Origin of the sequence: Microcoleus sp. EPA2, from assembly GCA_020882975.1 — a bacterium.
GTDB lineage: Bacteria > Cyanobacteriota > Cyanobacteriia > Cyanobacteriales > Microcoleaceae > Microcoleus.
This window is the reverse complement of record JAHRFD010000005.1, coordinates 53271-66398: the sequence shown is the minus strand read 5'-3', so window position 1 is coordinate 66398 and position 13128 is coordinate 53271. Positions and strand designations below refer to the sequence as shown.

10 protein-coding genes are annotated in these 13128 nt (G+C 43.4%); 9 read left to right on the top strand and 1 reads right to left on the bottom strand.

What is annotated here, in order from left to right; genetic code table 11:
• The first annotated feature begins 43 nt into the window (after positions 1–43).
• The 7 genes from AAFP14_RS07170 (at position 44) to AAFP14_RS07140 (ending at position 8972) form a co-directional block, all read left to right on the top strand.
• Positions 44–613, top strand: a complete 570-nt coding sequence (locus AAFP14_RS07170; protein ID WP_341731605.1) for a Uma2 family endonuclease — start codon at positions 44–46, stop codon at positions 611–613.
• A 77-nt stretch (positions 614–690) separates the two neighbouring features.
• The gene (gene thrB / locus AAFP14_RS07165) at positions 691–1704 is read left to right on the top strand and encodes a homoserine kinase (protein ID WP_341731604.1); all 1014 of its coding nucleotides are present in this window, start codon (positions 691–693) and stop codon (positions 1702–1704) included.
• A 350-nt stretch (positions 1705–2054) separates the two neighbouring features.
• Positions 2055–2879, top strand: a complete 825-nt coding sequence (locus AAFP14_RS07160) for a hypothetical protein (RefSeq protein WP_341731603.1) — start codon at positions 2055–2057, stop codon at positions 2877–2879.
• A 39-nt stretch (positions 2880–2918) separates the two neighbouring features.
• On the top strand, positions 2919–6035 hold the full coding sequence (locus AAFP14_RS07155) for a CHAT domain-containing protein (protein WP_341731602.1): 3117 nt from the start codon (positions 2919–2921) through the stop codon (positions 6033–6035).
• 240 nt (positions 6036–6275) lie between these two features.
• Positions 6276–7370, top strand: coding sequence for a hypothetical protein (locus tag AAFP14_RS07150; RefSeq protein WP_341731601.1), 1095 nt, complete (start codon positions 6276–6278; stop codon positions 7368–7370).
• 84 nt (positions 7371–7454) lie between these two features.
• Entirely contained in the window at positions 7455–8150 is a 696-nt protein-coding gene (locus tag AAFP14_RS07145) for a hypothetical protein (RefSeq protein ID WP_341731600.1), read from the top strand.
• Positions 8151–8288: 138 nt separating this feature from the next.
• Positions 8289–8972 (top strand): pentapeptide repeat-containing protein, encoded by a 684-nt coding sequence (locus tag AAFP14_RS07140; protein ID WP_341731599.1) that lies wholly within the window; start codon positions 8289–8291, stop codon positions 8970–8972.
• Positions 8973–9310: 338 nt separating this feature from the next.
• Here AAFP14_RS07140 and AAFP14_RS07135 read toward each other — a convergent pair whose 3' ends face one another.
• Positions 9311–10114 (bottom strand): DUF4058 family protein, encoded by an 804-nt coding sequence (locus AAFP14_RS07135; RefSeq protein ID WP_341731598.1) that lies wholly within the window; start codon positions 10112–10114, stop codon positions 9311–9313.
• 364 nt (positions 10115–10478) lie between these two features.
• Here AAFP14_RS07135 and fbp point away from each other — a divergent pair, with 364 nt between their 5' ends.
• On the top strand, positions 10479–11552 hold the full coding sequence (gene fbp, locus AAFP14_RS07130; RefSeq protein ID WP_341731597.1) for a class 1 fructose-bisphosphatase: 1074 nt from the start codon (positions 10479–10481) through the stop codon (positions 11550–11552).
• A gap of 102 nt (positions 11553–11654) precedes the next feature.
• Positions 11655–12809 (top strand): transaldolase, encoded by a 1155-nt coding sequence (gene tal / locus AAFP14_RS07125; protein WP_341731596.1) that lies wholly within the window; start codon positions 11655–11657, stop codon positions 12807–12809.
• Positions 12810–13128 lie beyond the last annotated feature (319 nt).

The following is a 13128-nucleotide window of genomic DNA, read 5'->3' as shown; positions in this document are numbered from 1 at the left end:
GCCAACATGGTATAATTTCCTTAGTGTTTAAGAAATACCAACTATGATTGCCAACATCAGCCACACCTACACCTCCCCAGAAGACTATTTAGAAGGCGAAAAAATTAGCCAGATCAAACACGAATACAGACAAGGCGAAATTTATGCAATGGCAGGAGCAAGTGATGCCCATGAAACAATTTGCATCAACCTAGTCAACTTGCTCACAACTCACGTTAGAGGCAGAGGCTGTCGCATTTACGCAGGAAACATGAAAGCCAGAATTGAGCAAGCGGACGTATTTTACTATCCCGACATCATGGTAACTTGCGACGAAAGAGATAGAAGTCTTGACTATTTCAAACGCCACCCGCGCTTAATCGTAGAAGTTCTCTCTCCAACCACAGCAGCATTCGATCGCGGAAATAAATTTGCCGACTACCGCACCTTAGAAACTTTACAAGAATACGTAGTGATTAATCAAGAAAGAATCGGTGTAGAATGTTATCGGCGCAATGCAGAAGGGCGCTGGGAACTCTATCCTTACGCGGATGGCGAAGAAGTTCGCTTGGCTAGCGTAGAATTTCAATGCCCGATCGCACAAATTTACGAAGATGTTCTAGGAATCAGTTAAAATAGGCGATCGAACCGATATCAACAATTTATCTCTGTTCCCAAGCGGTTAAATACTCAAAATTTACTATTCAAAAAATGTCCGCAACCTCCACCTTCACCGTCACCGTACCCGCCACAACCGCCAACCTCGGCCCCGGTTTTGACTGCATCGGCGCCGCTTTAAGCCTCTACAACTCCTTTCAATTCTCTCTTCTCGAACCCTCCGCAACCGAGAAACTAAAAATTACAGTCACAGGCGCAGAAGCCGCCAAAGTCAAGACAGATGACAGCAATCTGGCTTATGTCGCATTTGTCAAATTATACGATCGCCTCAATCAATCGCCGCCCCCCGTCGCCATACATATAGATATGCAAGTGCCCCTGGCTAGAGGTTTGGGAAGTTCCGCCACAGCCATTGTCGGCGGGTTAGTCGGTGCAAATTTATTAGCCGGAAAGCCTTTGAGTCAGGTGGAAGTGATGCAGTTGGCGATCGAACTTGAAGGACATCCTGACAATGTTGTCCCCGCTTTGTTGGGAGGCTGTCGCCTCGCTGCTAGCGATGCACCCCCCCAACCCCCCCTTAGTAAGGGGGGGCTAAGAGATGAATCCCCTCTTACACCCCCCCTTAGCAAGGGGGGGCAGGGGGGGGTTCCCTGGCAAATTTGCGACATTCCCTGGCATCCTGATATTGTGCCAGTGGTAGCGATTCCCGATTTTGAACTTTCCACAGCCGAAGCGCGGAAGGTTTTACCCGCAGATTACAGCAGGGCTGACGCGATTTTCAATGCCGCACACCTCGGTTTGTTGGTGCGGGCTTTGGCTGCGGGCGATCGAGATTGGCTGCGTTGCGCCCTCGATGACAAAATTCACCAGCCTTACCGCCAGTCTCTGATTCGGGGATATGAAGCGGTGCAAGAAGCAGCCATGAATGCAGGGGCTTGTGGGATGGTCATTAGCGGTGCGGGGCCGACGCTTTTGGCTTTAACTGATGTTACTAATGTTGATGCGGTTGTGAGGGAAATGGCGGCTGCTTGGGGGGATTTTGGGGTGAAGGCTGATGTAAGGGCGATTTCTCTTGATACTGAAGGTGCGCAAGTCTTGATGGGGTGATCGTCTCCAGGTGCGGTAAATTAGGGACTAGAGGCGTACTGATAGAATACTATCCCATCCTGAAACGCTTTATGGGGTATAGCTTGCACCCAGATACAACGATCAGGGATTACCACAGCAGAAAAAAATTTTAGTAACTTGCAGAAATTTGGCGATATTTCTAGATGAATAACAAACCACACCGCTACAGTATGTAGAGTGATGCAGAACGTGGGACTAAAAGGCCGATCGGACTCTTGTCAGTCAAAACCCGTAGTGGCTAACCTATAAACAACAAGCGGACATAAGGGCTTGATAGCTTCTCGGTGGTTCTCAAAAACTTCTACTCTCAGAGGAGTATTGATTGATTTATGGACGACAAAGAAAAGCAGCCATCTCCAGAAGCAAACGAAAAGTTCACCGAAGCCGAACTGAATAACCATCTGAACGATCTGGCCTTGGAAGCCCAAAGGCATCCCCTTGAAAGTCGCGATCGCCAGTTAGCCTTAACTAGATTGGTTTCACAACTCAGGAAACCCAGCCGCCTTTCACTCCCAAAGCATTCACCCAGCTTATCTCTCACCGAAAACCACCAAGTTTCGGAAGACATTAAGCAAGAAACAGACTTGGCACTTTTCGAGTTTATACAAAAGGGGAAGTTCGATCCGAAAAAAGGAAACGTATTAAACTACGCGAGGTTTACTCAGTCCAAAAAACAGATCGATTTCATTGCTAGTCACCAAGGTATTCATCAGAGAACTGAAAAAGGAAAAAAAGTCACTGATATCGTACTGTCAGCCGACAGACAAATCAGCAATGCTCAATCGGCAGATGGTGATGAATCACAGACGACCTACTTAGACCAATTTACGTCCGATATTCCTGAACCTTCTTTTCTGGAGAAAATGCGCGAAACAGCGCTAGAAAATCCTGAAAATATTTTCAGCAAGCCCATGAGAATACACCCCGATATTGCTCTGCAAGAAATATTCCTTCTCTGGTTAGATGGATACACTTGGCAGGAAATATCTGACAAGTTGTCAGCCAAAATTGGTCTCGATGTCAAAATTGGTTCGATTAGTTCTTTTTTTAATCGAGCTATCAAAGACGAAAAACTGATAGCCGTGGTAAAATTGTATCTGGCACAATTTTTGTTTGTTGTGGCAATCCTCCTGAATTTTGGAGATACCCATTAACCAAATCAAATCCGACAATAGCGTAAGCGAGCATCAAGAATGAACGAGCAGCGTCTACAGGGCTACCTACATCTCGTACAAGCACTGCTAAGCTGTCCAAGTGGAGAAGAAGCAGCTATCTTAAATGCTAACTCAGAACTTCTTGATGCTGGCTTAGTTCAGGTGATGACACAAGTAGCAGAAAATCTCGCTGAAAATGGAGATAAAAATGCAGCGGATTTCCTGCAAAGTGTTGCTACTCAAATAATAGAGTTAGTAGAAAACCCATCAATAGCTGAATCACAACAGGATTTAACTTTTTTGTTGCAGGTTTTACAAGTAGTTTCCGATACAGGTGCCGATCCACGGGTTTTTTACCCGTTTTTACAATCAAATTTAGACAAATTAAATGTCAAATTAAGTGCTGCTTTACAGGAAGTAGCAACTACTTTATTATCTGAATCGACTGCGGACGAAGCTGAAGCTGTAGCCTCAACAATTTGCAATTTTGGCAATTTAATTCAGCAGTTTCCTTTAGGGAGTAGAAATGTCAATATAGAATTAGCTATCGTTGCTTATGAAATTGGATTGAGTTTTTTTAAGAGAGAATTATACCCGGAAAAATGGGCGCTTTCTCAAATAAATTTGGGTAGGGCCTACAATCACATGATTATAGGTCAAAGAAGTGAAAACTTAGAAGTAGCTATTCAGTGTTACTCGGCAGCTTTAGCTGTGTACACTCGCGCCGCTTTTCCTCAACAGTGGGCAAGCTTGCAAAATAGCCTTGCTAATGCTTACAGCGATCGCATTTTAGGAGTGCGAGCGGAAAATTTGGAAATAGCTATTGCTTGCTATACAAGTGCTTTAGAAGTTTACACTTTAACAGATTTTCCCGCTCAATGGGCTACTACTCAAAATAACTTAGGTACAGCCTATAAATCCAGAATACGTGGAGATATAGCGGAAAATTTAGAAATGGCTATTTATTTTTATCAAGCTGCTTTGCAAGTCCGCACCCGCGAAGCTTTTCCCGAACAGTGGGCTGCTACTCAAAATAATTTAGCTACAGTTTACAGAGATAGAATTCTAGGAAATAGGGCTGAAAACTTAGAAATAGCTATTAGTTGCTATCAATATGCTTTACAAGTTTACACGCGCGAGAATTTTCCGTCGGATTGGGCAATGATTATAAATAATCTTGGTATTGCTTACCAAGACAGGATTTTCGGAGATCAAACCGAGAATTTGGAAAATGCTATTGGTTGTTATCAAGCTGCTTTAGAAGTCCGTAGCCGTGAAGCTTTTCCCGAACAGTGGGCTGCCACTCAAAACAATTTGGCTACATTTTACAGCGATAGAATCAAAGGTGATAGAGCGGAGAATATTGAAAAATCAATCTCTTGTTATCATGATGTCTTAACAGTTTACACTCGCGAGACATTTCCTTATCAATGGGCGATGACTCAGAATAATTTAGGCAAGGCATACTCGGAGAGAATTAGATATGAAAAATCTGAGAATCTTGCAGCAGCAATTGAAGCTTATCAAAGAGCTTTAGAAATTTTCACACCCCAAACATTTCCTTTAGACTGTTTGAAAACAGCAAAAAATCTGGGTAATACAGCTTTTGATGCTGAATTATGGCACATAGCAATAGATAGCTTTGCGGTAGCAATTGAAGCCGTAAAACAAAGTCGTAGTTGGGCGGCTTCTGAATCTAGAAAACAAGAGATTCTTGAAGAAGCCATTGATATTTATGAAAAAATAGTCCAAAGCTACGTTAATATCGATCGACACGATCGAGCGATTGAATATGTCGAACTCAGCAAAGCCCGTAATCTTGTGGATATTCTATCCAGTCGGGAACTCTACCCAACAAAAAAGATTCCAACTGACAATGATTTAAGATTCAGTTACCAAGTTGAACCAATCTCGTTCGATCGAATTCAAGCTTTACTAAAATTTGACTTTGATGAAAAAACAGCCATCATAGAATGGTATATTGTTAGCAATAAAATATTCACTTTTATAATTACCAGTCAAGGTAAGAGTCCTATAGTTTGGCAATCCTCCCATGAGGATATAGAAAACTTACTTACTTGGTTTGGAGAATACTTAGAGGATTATGGGCAGAACACGAGACAATGGCAAGAGCAACTTTCAGCCCGTCTTCAGCATCTCGCTGAAATACTGCATATCGATCGAATTATCAAATATTTGCCTGCTGATTGTGACCGAATAATTTTTGTCCCCCATCGCTTCCTGCACCTGCTACCTCTCCATGCTTTGCCTCTAAATGAAGGTCAAAACCATAATATCCTAGATTATTTCTTGAGAGGTGTGAGTTATGCTCCTAGTTGTCAAATTCTGCAATTAAGCCTTACTCAAAAACGTTCCGATTTGATACACTTATTTGCTATTCAAAACCCTACCCAAGACCTAAGTTTTAGTGATATTGAAGTTGAAAATATTAGGCGTTACTTTGCTCCTAACGATTATGTCTTAGTGAAAGAAGCTGCTAGTAAAAAAGAGATATTAGATAACAAGCATTTTCTTGATGCTAATTGCATCCATTTCTCTTGTCACGGCTACTTTAACTTTGAATCACCTCTGGAGTCGGCTCTGATTCTAGCTGAGGCTGGAGGTTCTAACGGACAATTACAGGGAACTGCAAGTGAAAATAATCGTTCACTAGAAAGTACAAAAATTAATTTAGACAAATGCCTGACATTGGAAGAAATCCTTAAGCTAGATCTCAGCCAATGTTGCCTAGTAACTCTTTCAGCTTGTGAAAGTGGGTTGATTGACTTCACCAGTAAAAGTGATGAGTACATCGGTTTTCCCAGCGGCTTCCTGCTTGCAGGCAGTTCGAGTGTAGTCAGTAGCCTTTGGGCAGTCAACGACTTTTCTACAAGTTTTTTAATGATTAGGTTTTACGAAAATCTGCAAAGTAAAACATCCGTAGCTACAGCACTTTGTCAATCTCAATTATGGCTGCGAGATATCACTATGGCTGAACTGAAACTGTGGATCGATCGAAAACAGTTACCTTTGAATAGCGCACAAAAAATGGCTTTGCATCGTATGTTTCAGACAATGCAAGATAACTCTAAACCCTTTCAAGATCCTTTCTATTGGGCAGCGTTCTCTGCGGTTGGTGAATTCAAACTTAAGTAACTAAGAATCAGTAGGTTGGCTTTCACTGCATTCAACCCAACCGCAACAATGGCTATAGCTGGGTTTCGTTGCTTGACTCAACCTATACGATCGCACTAAAATCCTTGACTTTTGAATAACTTCGCCGATACAGCCATCAAATAATTTTCCCATTTTGCATAAAAGCTGGTGCGATCGCAGATATAGAAATGTCAGGCAACACAGTCTGTTATGACAAGATGTCCCAGCGAGAAAAGAGAAATGCACGAACTAAATCACCCTTATGAAACTTCTGCAAACCCTAACATCTGGCTGAAAAAGAGCAAAACATGGTTCAAAAAGTCCAAAGATTTGATCTTAACTAGCCCCAAAGAGCTTCACGGCTCTAATTACGTTACTGAAGAAGTCACACAAGCTTCGACAGTTACAGCAACAGCTATCAACGTCAGCAACACGATTGACGGCGTGAGTATATTCCCCTTGTTGTTGTACTCCTGCAAAGACATGGGGCTTTTAGGATTCATTTTCGCCCTTGCCCTTGCTCTTGCTATGACCAAATTTACCAACGGTATGGGCAAAGCAGTTGCCACTCGCAAACCGGGAAACCGAATTTGGTCTGCCTGTGCCACCGTGCCGATGTTGGCAATGAACGTCTTGATGTCTGGAACCTCTTTAGTCGCACCTGAATTATCGCTAAACCAGAGTCATTTAGCCGAGTTAAGAGCAAAAGAATTGGTCGCCGAACAAGAAATTAAGGTTAACGACGTTCAGCCAGATTTAAGAGCGGTTAAAGATGCAGAAGCCAAATGTAAAGAGTTTCAAGAAAAGGCTGCGACTTATCCTGAAGGCAGCACCGCACGCAATGACTATTTTATCAAAGCTAACGGTTTGTATCAAGAACAAAACCGCGACTGGAAATCGGTGTTGGCTCAAGAAGGTCAAGCAAAAGTACCCTTCTGCCCTTTAACCAAGCTTTTAACAGAAGATGCTTTCAAAGTCTCTCAAGTCGCTAAAGCTGACTGGGAAAAGCAAAAAGATCAGATTGTGCGATCGGCTAGCTATGCAGCAGGAGTAAAACAAATCATGCCCGCTCTTTACGAACAGCACTTCGACGCTAACGGCCAGTTAATTTCTGGGACAGAAGCGACTCGCTTAGCGATACAAAGTACAACTTCAAAACTGATTACAGGCAATTGGAATAGTCTCGGCTTTTCACTTTTCTTTTTCGCCACATCAGTCATTACGTCTGCGGGGGCTTGCGCGTTGGCGATCGCTCATTCTTACCGCCAAGACATTCAAATGTCTTTTGACGAGTCTCTCCAAATCGAACTTGATGAATTTTTGGAAGATAGCTAAATGCAAAGTGTACCCTATTCACCCTTGGGTACACAACCACCAAACACTGAAAAAACAGTCACTCAACACTCACAAGTAATTGTTATGACCGCAAAAAATCCCAATGACATTCAATCTGAAAATGTGATTGACTTCCGAGGTCGTTCCAGAACTGAGCCTCAAAATAATTACATTGATGCCAGCAAAGCCGATGAATACCGCAATACAGGTAAATGCGACAATCCCAAATTAAAACAGGTTGTTAAACTTCTCCGTTCTGGTAAGGAAGTGATATCCCCACAAAGAGCTGAAAGGCTTACTCATGCTCTTACTCAGAATGTAGAAATTGTTGAAAAATCAGCCTATTCTTTAGGTGATATGCTCCATTTTTTAGGGAGCGAACTGCAAAAACATCCAGAGCAGATTCAAGGTGGTAATATCAAAGAGATTGAACAACGGCTTGAGTTAGAGCAAAAAAACCTTGAGCTAGGAATTTATCGCCTGTTTAACATTGCCAAAAAACACCCTCAACAAATCATAGGTAAAATCACTGAGGAACAAAAAGCTGATAATCGACGTTATCAAAAGCTAATCAATGATATCGATTATATTCGGAGGTTTTTGGTCGAGCAAGCCCATGTATCAGTGGCATTTTTTGAGCAAAGTTCTCATCCTAAAGCTTACCTGCGTCGTAGCTTAAATTATCTCGATGTTTTGCCAAGATATTGTGGAGAATTAGCCAATCTTACCCGGAGAAATATTTTTGATAAAGTTCCTGGTACGCAATCTGATGATTTGTGAATGGAATATTTTCATGCACAAAAATGACCAGATATAAACCCATTTTTTTAGTGAGACTGGGTTTCTATACTTGGATGGAATTTACATTTTACTTACTTACAGAATAGGAGAAAAATCATGTTAAGCAGACTGTTCAAAATGTTCCGCACAATCTCAGGTAATGATACTGCTACCCTTCCCCCTAAGCCTCCTAAATTCAATAAAATCATGAAAGAGGCAGAATTTCATCAAGAATATAAATTTGGTCGGAGAGATTTTCGTAACTTCATTTTTGAAAATGTCAATTTCCAAGACATCTATTTGCGTGGAATTGATTTCCGTGGCTCGGATTTTCGGATGGTCAATTTACATGATGGAGTACAATTAAAGGGTGCTGATTTAAGTGGCGTGACACTCAGTGGCATGAATTTACAGGGCATAGACCTCAGTAACGCTAATTTATACGAAGCGGTACTTGTCGGAACTGATTTGAGAGGTGCAAATCTCAATGGGGTAAACTTTAGCAAAGCTAATTTGAGCTATGTCAATTTATACCATGCTTTCTTAGTAGGAGCCGAATTGCCTGATGCTCAATTATACGCTGCTGACTTGAGCAAAGCCGATCTAAGAGGAGCCAATCTTAGCCGTGCTAATTTGAGTCGAGCGAACTTGACTTGGGCTGACCTTAGCAATACAAATTTGGGTGAAGCTGACCTGACAATGGCGAATTTAAGTTACGCTGATTTGGAAGGTTCTAACCCCCAATTTGCTCATACCCTATTCACTACTTTGGAAGGTGTGCGATTACCTGAAGGTGCTTTTTTTGTCAAGCACAAGGGTTAAGGTTCGGTTAATCTCAATTGTACGGTCAAGTTTGATGAATTTTTTGTGGGTGGGCCAGAAATCCCGCCCCTAAAATACAATTTTTGTCTATCATCAAACTGTGACAAACTGACATCCTTGACATCCGTGATTTTTTATACAATTCCCGACCCAACACTCGATCGCACTCCTCAATTTTCCACCAGATCTAAAATTCCCCTAAAGTTCCACCCCGATCGCAAAACCCTTCCTAAGATAGAACTTAGAGCGCGATCGCTCTCATATTCAACTTTGACAGTCATCCCTACTCGATCGAGTATTACAACCAAAGTATCGCCGATTAATAAGGTAAAATAGAATTAATTATCGCGCAATCCTGTTTCTTGTAAAAGTTCCTGTGCCCAAACCAGATTTTCTTCTGACAGGGATGGTACGGGTTCTCGATCGTAATCGATCCGATAATCATAGCCGGCGCGATCGTAAATACCTGCGAACAATTCCGGTAAGTTAACAATAGGTTCTACATCTTCTTCGCGCAATGGCACCGGAAATATAGGTAGAGAATCCCGCAAATTAAAAGCATAAAGTTCGGCAAAAGGACGGCGATCGCTACGACTGACTAAAACCCGATAATCGCTTTGAATGGAACTGTTGAGTACAGGCATCAGTTCCCAGCTTCGCAACAAGTCGATTTCCACTAAATTGGTTAAGCTACCTAAAATACTCTGGCGTTTTTTGAGATAAGTAATTCTGCCTTCTCCACTGCGTTTGTTGACAGGAGAAAGAATTTCAATTGCCGTGACAACTTGTTTAGTTGCCATTTCTCGCACTTCTAGGTAAGCCTGTTTAATTTTTTCAGGAATAGGCACTTTGACGGTAGTAGGCAGTGCGATAGTTAAAGTGGCAACTGAACCGGTGGGAACATCGGGGCTATTAGATTGACGTTTAATCGCCACATCGGGGATACCAACTAAAAGCGAGTCGCCGTTACTGTCATTTGGATCGGTAATTTCATAGATGCGTTTGTCGATCGCAATTTCATATTTTGGGCGAATTTGAGGCATGATGCTATCAGCGATCGCGACAATTAATCGATTGTGAGTTTCCTGCCAAAAATCGGGGTGTTCTAAGTAGGGGTCCATTCCGGGAAAGGGAGAGGGCATAGGACAGCTTTCCGATGTATTGATTTTAAAATCATTTTAGCAGTGGGTTCGATTGACTGACCTCCGTTAAATCCGTTGCCTAACTTCTTTCTGCTACACACCAAACCTAAATTCCGAAACCAACACTTTCTGCGGTAAATCAAAAAATTAGTGATTTTGAATACAATTCCCGACTCAACAGCCGATCGCACTCCTCAATTTTCCACCGGATCTAAAATTCCCCTAAAGTTCCACCCCCTTTGGCAAAACCCTCCCTAAGATATAAGTGAGAGGGCGATCGGTCTAATACCCGATTCAGGAGCAACTGTCAAGCACCTGAAAACCCCAAATTAGCGAGCCGCAAGACAGGGAGGTTATCAAAATCATGGTACAAGCGCCGACAGGAGAAACCCGTCTGGGTCCGATCGATCAGGTGCAAGCCTTAGACCGCGATTGCACGACTCTATCCCGTCACGTACTCCAGCAACTTCATAGCTTTAGTGCAGATGCTCAGGATCTCAGTGCCCTGATGAATCGCATCGGACTCGCGGCCAAGCTGATCGCGAGGCGACTGAGTAGGGCTGGATTAATGGCAGATGCCTTGGGGTTTACAGGGGCTGTCAACGTCCAGGGAGAATCCGTCAAAAAGATGGATGTCTATGCTAATGAAGTTTTTATCTCCGTCTTCCAGCAAAGCGGACTTGTCTGCCGCTTGGCTTCGGAGGAAATGGAAAAACCCTACTATATTCCCGAAAATTGTCCGATCGGGCGCTACAGCCTGCTCTACGACCCCATAGACGGTTCTTCCAATCTCGACACCAATCTCAATGTCGGTTCCATATTCAGCATCCGCAAGCAAGAGGGGGACGATGCAGATGGCTCAGCCTCAGACTTGCTGCAACACGGACACAAACAAATTGCCGCCGGCTACGTGCTTTACGGTCCCAGTACCATGCTGGTTTATTCCATCGGTCAAGGTGTCCATTCCTTCACCCTCGACCCCAGTTTGGGCGAGTTTATTCTAGCAACCGAAAACATTCAGGTTCCAGACAGCGGCCCGGTTTACAGCGTCAACGAAGGCAACTTTTGGCAGTGGGAGGAATCTTATCGAGATTACATTCGCTACGTCCACCGCAATCAAGGTTACAGTGCCCGGTACGGCGGGGCTTTGGTGGGAGATTTTCACCGGATTTTATTTCAGGGAGGTGTCTTTTTGTACCCCGGAACGGTGAAAAAACCAGAGGGAAAATTGCGCTTGCTGTACGAATCTGCTCCTTTGGCGTTTTTGATGGAACAAGCCGGCGGGCGGGCTAGTACCGGCATTCAAGACATCTTGGATGTGGTGCCAACTCAACTTCACGAGCGCACGCCTTTGATTATTGGCAGTAAAGAAAATGTAGCGCTGGTTGAGTCTTTTATTCAAGATCGATCGCGCAATCCGAGAACACTTTCTGAGTGAAGTTATTGGTTATTGGTTATTGGTTATTGGCAAGTAACAAATAACAAGTAACAAATAACAAATAACAAGTAACAAGTAACCAAATTGTAGGAGTTACAGATCATGACGGAAACGACAAAGAATCACCTGTTAGAAATCAAAGAAATTGGCCAGAGCATCTGGATGGACAATTTGACTCGCAATCTAATTGAGTCCGGCGAACTCAAACAGATGATTGAAAGTCGCGGATTGCGGGGAATTACATCTAATCCTGCCATTTTCGAGAAGGCGATCGCGGGCAATGTGATTTACGATGCTGATATTGAAGCTGGCATCCGGGCTGGTAAGTCTGTACTCGAAATTTACGAATCTCTGGTGTTTGAAGATATCCGCAACGCTTGCGACATCTTCGCTCCGGTGTACGAAGAGTCCAAAGGTTTGGACGGTTATATCAGCATTGAAGTGCCACCGACGATCGCCAACGATACCGAAAGCACTATTAGCGAAGCCTTACGCTATTATCAGGCGATCGGCAAACCAAATGTGATGATCAAGATTCCGGGAACTGCTCAAGGATTGCCGGCAGTGGAACGAGTCATCAGCGAAGGGATTAACGTTAACGTGACTTTGCTGTTCTCCGTTGACAGCTACGTCGAAACCTTCTGGGCTTACATTCGCGGCTTGGAAGCGCGAGCAGCTAAAGGTTTGGATGTGATCAATATTGCCTCAGTTGCCAGTTTCTTCTTGAGCCGGATCGACATCAACATCGATGGTCAGATTGACGAAAAACTCAAAAATGTCACCGATATTTCGACTAAAGCCAAACTAGAAGCGGTCAAGGGAAAAATTGCGATCGCCAATGCCAAAGTAGCTTACCAGAAGTATAAAGAGATCGTAGCGAGCGATCGCTGGCAAGCATTAGCAGCCAAGGGAGCCAAAGTGCAGCGGCTGTTGTGGGCGAGTACCAGCACCAAAAACCCTAACTACAGCGATGTGATGTACGTCGATGAATTGATCGGTCCCGACACGGTGAATACTTTGCCGCCGAACACCGTGGAAGCTTGTTTCGATCACTGCGATGTCGCGCCCCGGATTGAGAGCAATGTCGAAGAAGCTTACACGCTGATCGAAAGTCTCAAAGATCCCGACATCGACATCGATTTGGACAAAGTGATGGAAGACTTGCTTCTCGACGGGATTGAGAAATTCGTCGGCCCCTTCCAATCTCTGATGGATTCCTTGGAAGAGAAAGTGCAGAAGCTCGCACCCGTCGCCTAGGCAGATATCTGTATCCTCAGAGGCAGAAGCATTTGGGAGTCCGAATAGATAATTGTTTTGGTTCCTCAATCCTGAGTTTTGAATCCCGAACCGGGAAAAATGAGACCCATGGGTCTCAAAAATCCCAAAAAGAAAAATCAACTATGATTTTGGTTCCTCAATCCTGAGTTTTGAATCCCGAACCGGGAAAAATGAGACCCATGGGTCTCAAAAATCCCAAAAAGAAAAATCAACTATGATTTTGGTTCCTCAATCCTGAGTTTTGAATCCCGAACCGGGAAAAAGTGAGACCCATGGGTCTCAAAAATCCCAAAAAGAA

Coding starts and splice junctions, on each gene's coding strand:
- AAFP14_RS07160 (WP_341731603.1), top strand. CDS start 2,055: ATGGACGACAAAGAAAAGCAGCCATCTCCAGAAGCAAACGAAAAGTTC.
- thrB (WP_341731604.1), top strand. CDS start 691: ATGTCCGCAACCTCCACCTTCACCGTCACCGTACCCGCCACAACCGCC.
- AAFP14_RS07140 (WP_341731599.1), top strand. CDS start 8,289: ATGTTCCGCACAATCTCAGGTAATGATACTGCTACCCTTCCCCCTAAG.
- fbp (WP_341731597.1), top strand. CDS start 10,479: ATGGTACAAGCGCCGACAGGAGAAACCCGTCTGGGTCCGATCGATCAG.
- AAFP14_RS07150 (WP_341731601.1), top strand. CDS start 6,276: ATGCACGAACTAAATCACCCTTATGAAACTTCTGCAAACCCTAACATC.
- AAFP14_RS07145 (WP_341731600.1), top strand. CDS start 7,455: ATGACCGCAAAAAATCCCAATGACATTCAATCTGAAAATGTGATTGAC.
- AAFP14_RS07170 (WP_341731605.1), top strand. CDS start 44: ATGATTGCCAACATCAGCCACACCTACACCTCCCCAGAAGACTATTTA.
- tal (WP_341731596.1), top strand. CDS start 11,655: ATGACGGAAACGACAAAGAATCACCTGTTAGAAATCAAAGAAATTGGC.
- AAFP14_RS07155 (WP_341731602.1), top strand. CDS start 2,919: ATGAACGAGCAGCGTCTACAGGGCTACCTACATCTCGTACAAGCACTG.
- AAFP14_RS07135 (WP_341731598.1), bottom strand. CDS start 10,114: ATGCCCTCTCCCTTTCCCGGAATGGACCCCTACTTAGAACACCCCGAT.